General features: G+C 46.2%; 11 protein-coding genes and 1 pseudogene. 1 reads left to right on the top strand and 11 read right to left on the bottom strand.

What is annotated here, in order from left to right:
- Positions 1 to 160: 160 nt before the first annotated feature.
- The 8 genes and pseudogenes from PBN151_RS32260 to PBN151_RS32420 all read right to left on the bottom strand — a co-directional run.
- Positions 161 to 286 carry a hypothetical protein gene (locus PBN151_RS32260; protein WP_265332079.1) on the bottom strand — a complete coding sequence of 42 codons (126 nt, stop codon included), beginning with the start codon at positions 284 to 286 and terminating at the stop codon, positions 161 to 163.
- Positions 287 to 305: 19 nt separating this feature from the next.
- Complete coding sequence (locus tag PBN151_RS07475) at positions 306 to 1,988, bottom strand: DUF4855 domain-containing protein (RefSeq protein ID WP_072728453.1); 1,683 nt, start codon at positions 1,986 to 1,988, stop codon at positions 306 to 308.
- A gap of 130 nt (positions 1,989 to 2,118) precedes the next feature.
- Positions 2,119 to 3,795, bottom strand: coding sequence for a DUF4855 domain-containing protein (locus tag PBN151_RS07470; protein ID WP_175560644.1), 1,677 nt, complete (start codon positions 3,793 to 3,795; stop codon positions 2,119 to 2,121).
- 380 nt (positions 3,796 to 4,175) lie between these two features.
- Positions 4,176 to 5,330, bottom strand: a complete 1,155-nt coding sequence (locus tag PBN151_RS07465; RefSeq protein WP_072728451.1) for a hypothetical protein — start codon at positions 5,328 to 5,330, stop codon at positions 4,176 to 4,178.
- Between the two features lie 293 nt (positions 5,331 to 5,623).
- A complete protein-coding gene (locus tag PBN151_RS07460) occupies positions 5,624 to 6,316 on the bottom strand; it encodes an LrgB family protein (RefSeq protein ID WP_021253842.1) in 693 nt (230 codons plus the stop codon).
- Positions 6,313 to 6,690, bottom strand: a complete 378-nt coding sequence (locus PBN151_RS07455) for a CidA/LrgA family protein (protein ID WP_021253843.1) — start codon at positions 6,688 to 6,690, stop codon at positions 6,313 to 6,315. The genes PBN151_RS07460 and PBN151_RS07455 overlap by 4 nt, the downstream gene beginning before the upstream one ends.
- Before the next feature lie 225 nt (positions 6,691 to 6,915).
- Positions 6,916 to 9,471: a flippase-like domain-containing protein gene (locus tag PBN151_RS07450; protein WP_072728450.1), complete on the bottom strand. Its 2,556-nt coding sequence runs from the start codon at positions 9,469 to 9,471 to the stop codon at positions 6,916 to 6,918.
- Positions 9,472 to 9,582: 111 nt separating this feature from the next.
- Positions 9,583 to 9,976: pseudogene (locus tag PBN151_RS32420) on the bottom strand (tyrosine-type recombinase/integrase); the annotation flags it as partial.
- A 360-nt stretch (positions 9,977 to 10,336) separates the two neighbouring features.
- On the opposite strand from PBN151_RS32420, the gene PBN151_RS07440 reads away from it, so the two are divergent.
- The gene (locus PBN151_RS07440) at positions 10,337 to 12,337 is read left to right on the top strand and encodes a CAP domain-containing protein (RefSeq protein ID WP_175560642.1); all 2,001 of its coding nucleotides are present in this window, start codon (positions 10,337 to 10,339) and stop codon (positions 12,335 to 12,337) included.
- A gap of 119 nt (positions 12,338 to 12,456) precedes the next feature.
- Here the strand turns inward: PBN151_RS07440 and PBN151_RS31805 are convergent, their stop codons facing one another.
- The 3 genes from PBN151_RS31805 to rbsC form a co-directional block, all read right to left on the bottom strand.
- Positions 12,457 to 12,738: an IS3 family transposase gene (locus PBN151_RS31805; RefSeq protein WP_072728448.1), complete on the bottom strand. Its 282-nt coding sequence runs from the start codon at positions 12,736 to 12,738 to the stop codon at positions 12,457 to 12,459.
- Between the two features lie 140 nt (positions 12,739 to 12,878).
- Positions 12,879 to 13,796, bottom strand: coding sequence for a ribose ABC transporter substrate-binding protein RbsB (gene rbsB / locus PBN151_RS07430; RefSeq protein WP_028533030.1), 918 nt, complete (start codon positions 13,794 to 13,796; stop codon positions 12,879 to 12,881).
- A gap of 18 nt (positions 13,797 to 13,814) precedes the next feature.
- The gene (rbsC, locus tag PBN151_RS07425) at positions 13,815 to 14,783 is read right to left on the bottom strand and encodes a ribose ABC transporter permease RbsC (protein WP_072728447.1); all 969 of its coding nucleotides are present in this window, start codon (positions 14,781 to 14,783) and stop codon (positions 13,815 to 13,817) included.
- Position 14,784: the final 1 nt, after the last annotated feature.

Here is a 14,784-nt window from a genome sequence, read left to right as displayed (position 1 = left end):
TTACAATTCTCTTCGTACCCACTCCCTTCATGAATCGACCTCTCATTTTTGGATAATTCAACCTATCTCATCATATCAAACTGGATAAACTATTCAACTAATAAATATTCTATTCTCTGAGAAGTCATGCAAAAGAGCTGCCATGCGGCAGCCCCATTTTTTAGAACATCTGTATTAGCACTTGCAGTTCCGTAATCTCATCATGCGGCTTCAAAAACACCGATGGATGACCAGAGTATGGCCCATAGAAATAAAAAGAAGATGAACCGGAGTGCACCGTAGCCATCTTCTATAAGCCGAACCAATTATCGAGGCTGCTTCTGATACGTACCCATCACAAATTGGTACATCCAATCATAAAGCTCACGAATCCGCGGATCACTGCTGCGAGAACTGTCGAGCAGGGCATCTACACCTTGGTAATAAGCCATGAATGCTTCGTTCATATAGCCAAAGTCGACCCCTCCATTCAAATAATCAATGTAATAGTCGCGTGATGCATCATTCGTGAATGCATCCTCATCCATCTCCATCTCAATACCTAGACCGTGATGCTTCGCTAAGTACGCCGCATCTTCAATCCGATCTGGGTTAGTTCCACCCCAATAATGGTTCGGCTGCAGCGCTGTCGCGTCGAACCCTATCGCACGTGCTGCATAGTTCCTGTTGCCACCAAAATTCGGAACCCAGAACAGCTTCTGTCCTCTCTTATGCACGATATCTCCAGCATACTTGACCAACTTCTCGTCCGATGAATTGTCTCGTCCCATCGATTCGGCCATCCAATACATTCCAACCAATTCCAAACGGTCGTATCGGCCTTTCATCCATTTTGTTCTTACTTGATCCAAATACCAATCAACAGCCTTTTTCCGATTCGTAAAGGATTGTTCCGCGCCAACATCACTAGGCACAAAGTTCTCAGAGATCCCGTCCCCATCGACATCTCCAAAATTGGAAATCGTCTCACCAGGATTCGGAATCATAATGACGACTTTCATCTTATGATGCGAATCATTCAGCTTATTCCCTGCTTCTGTCACAGCAGCATTTAACTCGCTCAAATCCCCGCCCGGCTTGAACATTTTGTTCAGATACCATTTCCAGTCATCAAGTACTGCGTTAATCCCAAAATCCCGCTGGTAATCCGCCGTACGAATGCCTAATAAAAGCGTTCCATCATACATCCAGTCCTGCGGCTCTCCGTTGATGTCAACATAACTGACGTACGGCATGAGCTTCTCCTTTGTCCAATTGCCGCGATCATTACTATACATACTGTTGTACATGAGCCACAGATCGTGAATGCCTGCCGTATCATTTCCCGGCTTCAAATAAGAAGATGTGACTGGGCGAAGCGCATATGCATCCGCTGTTTTTCCATCTACACCCCATATCTCCACTTCGTCCATGAACACCCAAATCTCTGTCGTAACGGCAATTTTCACATACCGGGCATAGATTTTCTTCGCTTGACTGGATGGATGGGGAACTCGATCTACCGCTGCGTCCCACACATAATCATAGGCTGCAGTCGGAATATTGGTCCAGAGCGGTACCGGAGAATTCATGTATTTTACAGGGGCCCAATTCATCCCGTCTTCTGAGGCATAATAGGAGACAATTTCTGGTGTATAGATGCCTACTTCATGATTGTAGAGAAAGTGAGACTTAATCTTCCCAATCGATTTGCTTTCGCCCAAATCAAATATGATTTCACGCGTCTTTCCTTTTAACAATGCGGTCCAGTTCGGATCCATAAAATCATTGGCATCTCCATACTTTCCATCTGTCAGCTTCGTTCCATCGTCTGGGTAATTTTCATCAGGTGGCTGATGGGTGAAGGAATACGAAATCCCGCTTGCCAAATTCCTCATCCCATCGGTGGCCACTGTAGGTTCAATATCTACCGCTAATGCAGCTTGGAAGGTGGACAGCAGCATGATAGAAGCTGCGACGAAGCTCACGACTCTCTTCAACTTAATCATCAATAAAAACCCCTCTCGTCGATTTTTCAATAAAATCGTGTATTGAGTAAGCATGGGTTGATCACCCATTCTTGATGACTTATGTCTATTCCGTGCTTCGCTGCGCTCCCCATTCATCGTTTATCGAGGCTTATCGAGGCTGCTTCTGATACGTCCCCTTCACAAATTGATACATCCAATCATATAGCTCACGAATCCGAGGGTCACTGCTGCGTGAACTGGTGAGCAAGGAATCAACTCCTTGGTAATAGGCCTTGAACGCTTCCGTCATGTATCCATAATCGACCCCACCGTTCAAGTAATCAATATAATTCCCGCGTGAAGCTTCATTCTCGAACATCGCTTCGTCTGTCTCTAACTCAACACCGAGACCATGATGCTTCGCCAAATAAGCTGCGTCCTCAATTCGTTCTGGATTGCTGCCGTCCCAGAAGTGGTTCGGCTGAAGCGCTGCTGCATCGAATCCCAGAGCCCGAGCCGCATAATTCTTATTCGCACCGAAGTATGGAATCCAGAACAGCTTCTGTCCGCGTTTATGCACAATTTCTCCAATATGCTTAATTAACCTTTCATCTGACGTCTTCCCGTTTGATACCCCTTCATCCAGCCAGTACATGCCGGAGATCTCCAAGCTGTCATAACGGCCTTTCATCCATTTTGTTCTGACTTGTTCCAAATACCAGTCAACAGCCTTCTGCCGATTCGCATAGGACTGCTCTTCCCCTACCTCACTTGGTACAAAGTTCTCAGAAATGCCATCTCCGTCGATATCTCCAAAGTTGGATATCCCCTCACCCGGATTCGGGATCATGATAACAACCTTCATCTTATGGTTCAGATCATTCAGCTTCTCTCCCACTTCTTTAACCGTGTCATTCAATGCGCTCAGGTCTCCGCCCGGCTTGAACGTCTTATCCAAATACCATTTCCAGTCTTCAAGATTTGCTGAATACCCAAAGTCCCGTTGGAAATCCGGCGTACGAAGGCCTAGCACGAGCGTGCCGTCATACATCCAGTCTGTCGGCTGACCATTACTATCGACGTAGCTGACATACGGCATGAGCTTCTCCTTCGTCCAATTGCCTCGATTATTATCGTACATTCCATTGTACATAAGCCACAGATCGCGGATTCCTGCTGTATCATTACCCGGCTTCAAATACGATGGTGTTACTGGACGAAGAGCATACGCATCAGACGTCTTGCCGTCAACACCCCAGATCTCTACCTCATCCATGAACACCCATATTTGTGTGGTGACTGCGATCTTCACATAGCGCGCATAGATCTTCTTCGCTTGACTGGAAGGATGAGGAACTCGATCTGTTGCAGCATCCCATACATATTCATAGCCAGCTGTCGGAATATCAGACCATAGCGGGGCTGGAGAATTCATGTACTTCACCGGAGCCCAATTCTGGCCATCCTCGGATGCATAGTAAGACACTATGGTCGGTGTATAAATGCCTACGCTGTTGTTATAGAGAAAGTGTGATTTAATTCGGCCGATCGACTTGCTCTCACCTAAGTCAAATGTGATTTCTCTCGTCTTCCCCTTCAACAATCCCGACCAGTTCCCATCCATGAAGTCATTGACGTCACCATATTTGCCATCTGTCAACTTCGTTCCATCATCTGGGTAATTTTCATGAGGGGGCTGAGAATAAGAATAAGATATTCCGCTCGCTACATTTCTCATTCCATCTGGCTCCTTGAGCTCATTTTCTTCGGCAAAGGCTGTGTGGAAGGTGAACATAAGCAGGACGGCAGCGACAATGAAGCTTGCCCATTTCTTCATCTTGTTCATCAATTCGACTCCTTTCGTTACATGAAATGTGTGAAATGCGAACTCCATCGCGAAGGAAGCGTTTTCAAGATGTTGCAACTATTATACCTGCTGTACAGGTTTATGGTTTTGATTATAGTCCATACTTATCGACTTATTGTCCACTTACCAGATACGAACCAAGAACTAGCACATCACCTTCCGAAGGAGACGGATTGAATCATTTACCAATCCAGCATGAAGTATGTTTACGACCATCACATATACCACCGTAAGATAGCATTTGGAACACAGCATGATGGTATTGTGGATCGGCTGCAGCGCCTATTATGGACGAATAAAAATAGGGCATGCAGATGCATCCCCTATCGAAACCAATACCTTATCGTTATGAGTATGGATTAGCGTTCTGGATTGTAAGTCACATGAACTGACTTGTATCCAAGCTGCTTAATCTGATCAGGTGTAACATAGAGTGTTCCTTCTTCCAGCACACTATTCTCCGCATTCAGCTCCATAGTTCGGCTGCCATTCACAAGCTTAAATCGATGAGCGCCATTCTGCTTTTTCAGCTTCTCTAGCTTGATAAGCTGCCAGCCGCATGCATCCGCGAGCGGTTTAACAGGGATACGAATATACCCTTTTTCTTCAAATACGATCGGCACGCGAATCGATGCCTTATCAACCTTAACCTCGTAATCGCGCTGGATCTTCATCGTTATTTTTTCCTCGGGCAATGCATCCAGATCGAAGTCAGTCGGCAAATCTGCGGTAGCATCCTTGGCATTGTCCATCTTCGGCAAATATGCCTCTGCAGCAGCCCAATCCTTCAACAGCTTGGATATCCGCTTCTTCAAGTCCAACACATATAGAGGACGATCCGGCTTATTCAATGTATATACCACGTATCCCTTCTCAGGATCAATGCCTCTAAGATTGCCGAATACGATCCGTTCCAATTGACTTGTTGCAGGGTCGAAGATCACAATCTCCTCTTGATTCGATTTCTCTCCATTCAACCGGCTGTATATGATGCGATTGTCCGAGAGCCAGACAGCCCCTGTCGAATAGCTAGTTCGAAGCCATTCCTTCGTATGCCCTGTTTGATTGTTGCGCAGTATATAGCTATGAACCGTGGTCATGTACCCTTCTGCAGTCGGTTCAAAATATAGCCGCTCATGGATTCCCCATTTGCGGTCTGGCGAGGAACGAAACACTTTACCCTTCACAACTCCCTGATCCTCAGGATCATACGTATACTGCATCCCGCCTTCAATATTATCTGCATAATTGGTCTTGAGCAGAGGATGCTGCTGACCCTTTTCTACTCGCATGCTCCGAATGCTCGGATCCCATTTCTTCCATTGCCCATCAGCCATTTGAACGACGACACGCTCCTCACGTGCCTCCAGATCAATTCGCTCAACATTATAATAGACCGCTCCGCTCTGCTGATCGGTGTACACCTTTTCGGCAGAGTATGTACCTGCTGCACCTGCGAGAGACGGCAAACTTAATCCCAAGAGGATCCCCCATGCCCATATCGTTGCTTTCAAGGAATCAACTCCTTTCCTCCATACCTTTTATACGAAATTAGTGATACGTCTGAATTGTATGCTCAGAGAAGTCCACATAAGTATCAACGTGATAGAACCAAAAATGTTTCATTTCATTTCATTTCCCCGAAGGGATAACGATACATATGGGACGCAACAGTAGGGGGTCTCCCCTTCATTCGTTGCATCATAGATAATAGCACATACAAAAAAACGCCCCCCGCAGATTGCGAAGAACGTCCTGATCTTCTTATTAACCAATCCATGCTGACCATAGATCGGGTTCTTACCTCTTACATAAGGAACATATAAATCGGTGTGAAAAGAATGGAGGTAATCAGGCCCGCTAACCCCATTGCCAATCCACTGAATGTCCCCTGCTTCTCTGAGTCCGCCAAGCTCTTCGCAGTCCCGAATCCATGCGCAGCCGTCCCCATTGCGATCCCAAGCGGCACTTCGCCGCGAATACCAGTCATCCGCAGGAAGGTTGTACCGAACAATGCACCAACAACCCCTGTGAATACGGTAAATACAGCAGACAGTTCAGGCATAGCACCCAATGACTTGGAAATTTCAACTGCGATTGGAGAACTGACTGATTTCGGCAGCATGCTCAGCATAACTTCCCTCGCCCCGTCTAAACTCATCATGATCGCCGCCACACTCACAATTCCCACGATAGAGCCGCACGTAATGGACAAGCAGATTGCAGCAAATTGCTTTTTGACTAGCTCGCGATATTTATAAATAGGAACACCGAGCGCGATTGTCGCTGGCCCAAGAATAAGTGCCAAAATATCTGCCCCATTTTTGTAATCCTGGAGCGGGATATTGCCAATGACGAGAAAACCGATCAACACCGCCGAGCAAAAGAGGATCGGATGCATCCATTTGAAACGCACATGCAGTACACGGGATAATGCATACACAACGATCGTTGCAGCTATTCCGAACAATGGCTGTTGTGTCCATGATAAAAGGTTCATGCTGCATCTTCCTTTCTTGTCGGCATCTCATTAGCTTCATCCGGTTTCTTCTCCATCTTCGAAGCAACGAAGCCTGTCATCCAGAGAACGACCAGTGTACTGCCTATAATTCCAGCAGAAATGCTGAACCAATGTGCACTCAAAACAGGCATAAATGCCATAATACCGACTACATAAGGGATGAAGAACAACAACATATGATCAAGCAGGAATTGAGCGGATTGTTCAACCCACTCCAGCTTCACCCACTTCATGCCAAGTGCAATCAGGAACAGCACCAAGCCAAGCACGTTGCCGGGCAGCGGGAGATGAAGCAAATTGTGCAGCCACACACCTGCGATGTTGAAGCCTAATAAAATTGCAAATCCTAGCATAAGGAACCACCTTCTGATGATAAGACTTTGATGAAAATCCGTTCCTATTCTGAAACACCCCTATTGTAACAGAACTATCGAGCGTGTCCCACCCGCGAGTACGGTCGAAAAGCAGAGCTGTAAGCGGTTTTTCACAATAAAAAAGGCCTGGAGCAGCCTCCAAGCCTTTTCATGTATTTTCTGTAACTTTCAAAATTTTATCATTTTCGTATGAAATGAATCACACTATCGCTGCAAACGCCGAATAATACGCGTTACCCGCCATACCGTCCAGTTCATATGACGCTGCTTGCGGAAAGCAATATACTGCGGCTCCCACGTAACATCGAATAATGCTAGCCATATTCTTCTATAGTTATTCATTGGATACAGCTCACGGATTCTTCGGAATATTGCAACGGCAGTTCGTTCTGTCCATAAATAGGGTGCACAATCCGATTCAACATGGGACAACGGTATTAATCCGCTGACTAGCTGCCTGCAATGATGATGCTGTCCGATCCATACGATGATATCACGTAGCTGCTGAAGTACTTCATCCTGTTCGGGTTGACATAAGCCGCGGCAAGAACGAATATCGCCGATCATTACCGTCCCAGAGGCCTCATCGACTCTCAGCACAACGTATCCAAGCAAGAGATCTCCATCCGTTTCATTAAATAAGCGAACGAGTTGGAGCGTGGCATCCGATACCGTCAGCAATCGTTGAAGCGTCTCGATATACCCTGGTGTCGCGGACTCCCAGCTGCTGGCCGCGTCTATGACTTGCTGAACATGTTCAGCTTCCAACGGGAAGCTGCTTTGCTCATACCGGTGCTCCGGCGATGCCATGCTCGGCTCGGTGAATTCATACCGTGCAATTTCCCCTACTTTGAAGAAGTCATTACCATAGTCATGAAGCAGTGGCATGCCATCTATGCCTGCTTGATAGAACACAATATCGAGACCGAAGCGATCCGCATGTTCGTACAGGGAATGAAGAGCATCATGTTCTTTCGCTTTCATCCGCTCCAGCTGCGGCATGCCAAGCATAATTACCCGCCGTCCCTTAATAATGAAGGGAAAGCGAATTTTGCCGCTGTTGACTGAGAAGACACGCTTGTCCGTAACATTCTGATACATCCAGCCATTAATGCCAGTCAGAAGCACTTGATCATCGCTACGCCAATCTCTACCTAGCGGCTTCTTCAGATGGCGCTCGAATACAAGTACCCCAATCACGTACATAATAGCCGCTACTAGCAGACCAGTAACTAGTGTTGTTGTAAATTGGCCATAGCTAAGTGTGTAAGTTGCTGCATCCGCAACCTTCTCATGGAATTCTGCTAGCATGTATCCCAGCATCATGTACAGAACCATGAGTAGTGATCCGAATAAGGTTGTGAAGAATATCGTACTCTTCGTTAACGGGAATCGATAACGAGTGAACTGTGAGCGAATAAGGAACAGGAACAGCAGCATCCCGCACAGCCACAACGTATGGCGAATCGTCGTTCCTAGCAGAAATGTCAGCAGCGTACATATCGCTAAGGCTGCCAGGGTCATCACATATGCCCGAATTGTGCGCTCGAAGAGTCCCTTCAATTGCAGCAGGATCAACAGGCTGGCACCAAGTAAGATACCATTCACAATCGGAAATACAGAACCATGAAATAACGGCAGAACGAACATGGATGATTCCCATGATGGCTCAGTGAACGTGTATGTAAATAAAAATATAGAAGTCATAAACAGCAAGATTACGACTGACCAAGCAGACAGCGAATTCCATAACGAGCGCTGTACGAACCACAAGATGCTGCCAGATTCAATATATGAACCTAACGTCGGGTGATCCTCGAACTTCTTGACCGCAACTTCGCCGAACTCGAATGCTGCGAAGATTAAGCCAAGTGTAAATGGGATGAAATAGTACACGGTCCGGTACAGCAGCAGTGCTGTAAATACTGTACTGTCTGCAACTCCTAATGCTTGCAAGCCGATTAAGAACGTAATATCGAATGTTCCGAATCCGCCGGGCACCATACTGATAAGGCCGGCTATGGCACTAACCGTAAATACACCGACGACTTCAGCGAAGGAGACGTCTGCTTTCAGCATAAGCAAGATAACGTATGCAACTGATCCTGCAGCGAGCCATTCGATAAATGACACAACCGTATATCCGAATGTCAGTTTGGCGTTCGCATTCGCTCTTCCCTTCCAACGTGAGAAGAGTAAATACACGGGGAAGAACAAAGCCACCCCGACTAGGACAACCCATAGCCACCCCTTGGCGGCGAGCAGTTCACTCGCAGGGAACACATGCAGCAGTACTAGGATGCCCAATAGGGACAACCCACTAATCATAGAAGGCGCCATCCATGCAATTGCAATCAGCAGCCTGCTGGCATCGCCTGTAAATTGACGATACAAAACGGTTCGAATCCCTACCCCTGCGATCCCACCAAAGCCGACAATCCCGTTAAAGGTATTCGCGATCCAGGATACTCGAAACGTTTTCCCTATGGTAACAGGAGCTTTAATTGAACGCAGAAGCAGGCGATCATAGAAAAACATGGTCGCAACCGCTAGTCCGCCTAGAACTATGAGCCCCGTAAAATACTCACTCGATATTAATCGTATCGCATGGAGCGATTCCCGAAGTGAAAATCTGGATAATTCCTTCTTTCCTTGAATAAAGACGAAAATGATGACTGCTAATGGAAAGGCTATTTTCAGCGTCTGAACAAGCCGCTTATTATGCAATAACGCTTGCAGCTTCGTCTTGATTGCATTCATTCAACCCCTCCTCTATTCCCTGATACCATATAGTGTGTAGTGAGGGCAGGTTCGTTATTCGTTTGCCTTCTTATTGTAAACGCATCAGCTGCATTGCTGCAAATATCTGCTTCAATTGATGAAGGTCAGCAGACGATTGATGGCTTCTTCTTTCTGCTTATCAGATACGTGAGTGTAGACCGTAGTTGTTTGAATGGAGGCATGTCCGAACATCTCCTGTACGGTTCGTATGTCTGCCTCGCTCTGCAGCAGCATCGTTGCAAAGGAATGGCTCACCAACCCGAAGACCCCCATATCCCATCAACATCAGAATTGCCAGATTGCGCTCCCGATACTTTCCTTCTGTCCGCACGAGAAGCTGGCGCAATTGTTCCGGGTTCATATACACTGGTGCACGATTCATCTCCGTCTTCGACTTCTTCACACCGATGGATGGATTCACATTCGTCAGCTCGAATTCATTTAGTGCTTTATAGAAACTTGTCACCGCACAATGCTTGCGATCCATAACGCATTTTCTCCCTCGATTATGCTGCAAAATAGCCTCAAAAAAACTGCGTATAATTGATATTATACGTAGTTTTGGATCTGAGTGGCAAATAAATCTGACCGCATCAATTGATTAAGCTAGCCTTTCAACCATTCATAGAAAAGCGACAACCATTACATTACATTACAATACCATAGCATCATAGCTATAGAGTCTTTGTTAAAAGAGAAGGCAGCATATGAAGGATCTTGGGGATTTTTCCAAGGTTCATTTTTATTTATATGGGTATTTCGACTTATCTAAAAAGGAATTGTTATCGTCCTGTCGAACTATTACATGGATCTACAAATTTCTACAAGGGGACGATTATGCATCATGTTTACAATCACAAATTGGAATAGCGAATTAAGCCATAGGCGATTCCGAATGAACTTTGCGCGCCTTGGGCTTTTTGCACTATTCCTTGCGCTAGTCTTTTACTTTATTTTTATGCCGCTTAATAAGGCAGCCGCAAACGCTGACTCAACGGCTTACACGCAGGATCAATTAGATGCCCTTGAGATGCTGAATGAGGTTCGCCTAAGTGTTGGCCTGCCGCCTGTAAAGCTTAATAAAGAAATAACGCAAGCAGCCATCAATCATGCAAAATATTATAATTTGCACGAACGCGGAAAGAAGGTTACCTTAAGTGCCCATCAAGAAAAAATGGGACTGGAAGGGTTCACGGGGACTGGACCTTTTGAACGAATGAAAGCCGCCGGCTGGAATTATGGAACTTCATACCGAACGGGTGAAGTCATGCATTTTGGACAGAAGAGCAGCACGATGGCCATGCAAGGATGGCTGGATACCGCCTATCATCGTGACATTATTTTAGGTTCTGCCTATAACGAGATCGGGATCGCGCTTGTTGATGGAACAGCTGTTGTGAATCTAGGCGGTTCATACCAGTCCTCCATGCAAAGTAACCGTATCTTTGTCTATCCTTATCAAGGGATGACCAATGTGCCAGTAGGATTCTACGGGAATGAAGTGCCGAATCCATTGGATCAGTTCAATGTCGAGCATTCAGGCTATATTATTTCCGCGTCAGTCCCTGGCAAGCTGGATTGGCATGAAGCAAGCATCTTGGACGAGAAGGGAAATAACGTTCCTTTTTATGCAGAAGTCTCGAGCGGGCGTACCCTATTCCTTTATCCGAAGTCCATATTACAGGGTTATCATACATATCGCATCAATCTGGCATACCGTACCGATAGCTCATCCGAGCCACAGCGCCTATCCTGGTCCTTCAAGACTGGCAAGGGCCATCAAATAGTAAGCATATCGGGAGCTCTGAAAGAGATTCTGATAAATGAAGGCGAAGAGACCTCCATTAAGATGATAGGACGATATGACGATAATGTCACGGAACCGTTGACAGACCAAGTACGTTATGTCAGCAGCAACGCAGCAGGTCTTAAGCTCGTGTCCACTGCTACCTTCAAGGGAATAAAAGCAGGCAATTATTACGTTACCGCTCATGTGGGGAATTTGTCCTCTGAACGAATTCAGGTCAAAGTGCTGCCGCGCTTAAAGACGAAGACTTATCCGCCACTCAATGCAAGTAAGCCTGCAAGCACGGTAACAGAGGCTGAATTCTGGATGATGTTCCTGCAACAGTATCAAATCCATATTGAGGATTACGCCCCATCTAAACAGAAGCATGCCGCTGATGCTGCCTACCGGATTGCTGAGATGCGAAACATCCCGCTGCTTGGATTGACCAGCATTCCAGCTAGAGATAAGCCAATTACGAGAGGAAAAGTTGCAGAAATTATAGCTGCGGCTGACGGCGTCCATTACGTCAATTACAATGCCATCTGGTATGTGCTTGGTATGAATTATATGAAAGGGACGACGGATTCAACGCTCACTGGCTTTGAGCCAGACCGTACAATGACTCGCGGAGAGGCTGTTCAATTGCTTACAGAACTGAAGCCGAAGCTGAAGTCATTGCGCGCAAGACCAGCCAGTCGGACACCTGTTGAATTCCTGCCTCCTTTACCTGAACGAGAAGTCTACAAAAAGCCTGAAGTGATCAAAGATTATACGCTTATCGCTACCTATCATCCTGATCGCACCTTAACGGTAGAAGGCAAATTCACCATTCTTGCTGGCCAACAGACGACGATGATGGTACAGACGGGCGGGAAGAAGCCAAAACAAATTGAAGATGTAACGGTATCCGTTGATCGTGAAGGCAACTTCAAAGTCACCTCTGGCCCGTACACAGAAGATTCCTTAAACCTAGACTTGAAGACACCTGGAGTTACGTATTGGATTTCTGTCGAAGCCAATGCGATGAATGTCAGTGAATATACACCCAAGCCATAATGCTAATAGTGGATTTTGTATGAACCTTTTTAGGGTGAACATATCTCGAATGTAATAAAACGAACTCCTTGTACTTTAGATGAACTATAACCCTTAATGTGAACAGGATAAAGAAAGCACTACGCTGCCAGAAGATGATTCCTATATTCGTTAGGAGTCATCTTCTTTAATGTCCATTGATATCGCTCGGTATTGTAAAAGTGAGTATACTCGTTAATGCGATTCCGAAGTTCGTCAATACTTGTACAATCTTTGTACTCTAATTCGTCTTTCATATGACCGAATTGACGAATGGTTCGATTAATTAGCTCGAAGAGCAATGGTGTGCTTAATGTTTGTCTTGCTTCGCCTGCCTTTCTAACGTACAGACCCGAGAGAGGCACTTGTTTTAAAGTGTCCATTTCTCGGCTCATAGTTCACCCAGCATCATGATTAGTGCTTAACAAAAAAAGCTCCCTTAACAGCAGCAGGCCCAAACATGAGCCTGTTTGCTATTAAGGAAGCTTCTTAAACGGATAATCGTCCACGCTTATTTCACAACTTATTCCTTAGTCACCAGCTTCAGCGGCGCAGGAATGGTTTTTTCCACTGTCTTGCCCTGCAGCACATCATATGCGGCTTGCACCGCAAGCTGTCCGATCAAGTCAGGCTGCTGTGCTACGGTTGCTGTCAGCTTGCCTTCCTGAATCGATTTTAATGCATCGTCATTGCCATCAAATCCGATAACCGGAATATTTTTGCCGGTGCTCTTAATGGCTTCAATCGCACCTAGCGCCATTTCGTCATTGTGTGCGAACACAGCTTGTACATCAGGATTTGCTTGAAGCAGGTTTTCCATCACGTTGAGACCTTTTGTACGGTCAAAGTCCGCCGTTTGCTTCGCAATAACTTTCAAAGTCTGGTCGGCCACTTCGTGGAAGCCTTTGCCGCGTTCACGGGTCGCCGATGCTCCCGCTACACCTTCAAGCTCAATGACTTTCGCATTTTTGCCGACCAGGTTCTCGATAAATTCAGCCGCCATGCGGCCGCCCTTGACATTATCTGAAGCCACCAGTGCTTCAACGTTGCCGTGATCCGCCGAACGGTCGAGCGTAATGACAGGAATACCAAGACTATTCGCCGATTGAACGGCAGTCGAGATGGCTGCGGAATCGGTAGGGTTAATTAGAAGTACATTAACGCCTTTTTGCATCAGGTCATCAACGTCATTGCTTTGTTTCGCCGAATCGTTTTGCGCGTCGACGACAATTGTTTCTATGCCGTGTTTTTTAGCTTCGGCTACAACGCCATCTTTCAAGGAAACAAAGAACGGGTTATTCAATGTAGAGACGGACAAACCGATTTTCATATCCTTTAAGTCCCCACCCGCTTTTGGCTTCGCCCAGCTTGGAGGCTCCAGAGAACAGCCGGTAGTTAAAATGAGCAATAACGCTGACAGTATTATCGTTAGCTTTTTCATGTGATTCTCTCCTCTCGCTTAAGCAGATTTCTTCCGGTCGATGAGCACCGCAATCAGAATAACGATACCTTTTACCACCATTTGATAGAAGGAAGATACGCCGAGCAGGTTAAGTCCGTTGTTCAGAGTACCGATAATGAGCGCACCAATCAGCGTACCGACAATTCGTCCGCGGCCTCCGGAAAGGCTTGTACCGCCCAAGACAACCGCAGCGATTGCGTCAAGTTCATAAGATGTACCTGCAGTCGGCTGCGCCGAGTTCAGACGCGAAGTCAAGATAGCCCCGGCCAAAGCGGAGAGCATACCTGCTAAGGAATAAATCATGATTTTAACGCGTGACACTTTAATACCGGATACGATAGCCGCTTTCTCGTTACCGCCGATTGCATAGGTTTTGCGTCCAAATGCAGTTTTGTGCAAAATCACCCACAATACTGCGAAGGCAATAATCATCGTGATTGCTGGAACCGGAATGCCGAACTGATAACCGCGTCCGAACAATTGGAATGTCATGCTGTCACCAAGCCCAGTAATCGGATTTCCGTCTGTATAAACAAGCGTCAAACCTCTAAATATCGTCATGGTTGCAAGTGTAGCGATAAACGGAGCCATTTTGCCCTGTGTAACCAGAAGACCGTTAATCATCCCCATCACACCACCGAGCAAACAGCCGGCGAGGATTGACAGAATTGGATCATATCCGGCTACGAGCATATTGGCTACAAACGCACTTGATAATGCCAGGGTTGAGCCGACGGACAAGTCGATCCCGCCCGTAAGAATGACGAAGGTCATGCCAAACGCAATCAGCGCGTTGATGGATACCTGCCGCAGCAAGTTCAAAATGTTAAGCGGTTCCAAAAAACTTGGGTTAAGAATGGATACAATGACAATCAGTATGAATAGACCAAGTAGTGGTCCGAGTTTCTGCGTCATTTGCGATAGTTGAAAGCCTTTGCTTGTTTTTGCATCGTTTATGGATGTCATA

The organism is Paenibacillus sp. NAIST15-1, assembly GCF_001894745.1.
In the GTDB taxonomy this organism is placed as follows: Bacteria; Bacillota; Bacilli; order Paenibacillales; family Paenibacillaceae; genus Paenibacillus_B; species Paenibacillus_B suaedae.
This window is presented reverse-complemented; position numbering and strand designations above follow the sequence as displayed.

Coding starts and splice junctions, on each gene's coding strand:
- PBN151_RS07455 (WP_021253843.1), bottom strand. CDS start 6,690: ATGCTAGGATTTGCAATTTTATTAGGCTTCAACATCGCAGGTGTGTGG.
- PBN151_RS31805 (WP_072728448.1), bottom strand. CDS start 12,738: ATGGACACTTTAAAACAAGTGCCTCTCTCGGGTCTGTACGTTAGAAAG.
- PBN151_RS07450 (WP_072728450.1), bottom strand. CDS start 9,471: ATGAATGCAATCAAGACGAAGCTGCAAGCGTTATTGCATAATAAGCGG.
- PBN151_RS32260 (WP_265332079.1), bottom strand. CDS start 286: ATGGCTACGGTGCACTCCGGTTCATCTTCTTTTTATTTCTATGGGCCA.
- PBN151_RS07440 (WP_175560642.1), top strand. CDS start 10,337: ATGTTTACAATCACAAATTGGAATAGCGAATTAAGCCATAGGCGATTC.
- PBN151_RS07460 (WP_021253842.1), bottom strand. CDS start 6,316: ATGAACCTTTTATCATGGACACAACAGCCATTGTTCGGAATAGCTGCA.
- rbsB (WP_028533030.1), bottom strand. CDS start 13,796: ATGAAAAAGCTAACGATAATACTGTCAGCGTTATTGCTCATTTTAACT.
- PBN151_RS07475 (WP_072728453.1), bottom strand. CDS start 1,988: ATGATTAAGTTGAAGAGAGTCGTGAGCTTCGTCGCAGCTTCTATCATG.
- PBN151_RS07470 (WP_175560644.1), bottom strand. CDS start 3,795: ATGAACAAGATGAAGAAATGGGCAAGCTTCATTGTCGCTGCCGTCCTG.
- rbsC (WP_072728447.1), bottom strand. CDS start 14,783: ATGACATCCATAAACGATGCAAAAACAAGCAAAGGCTTTCAACTATCG.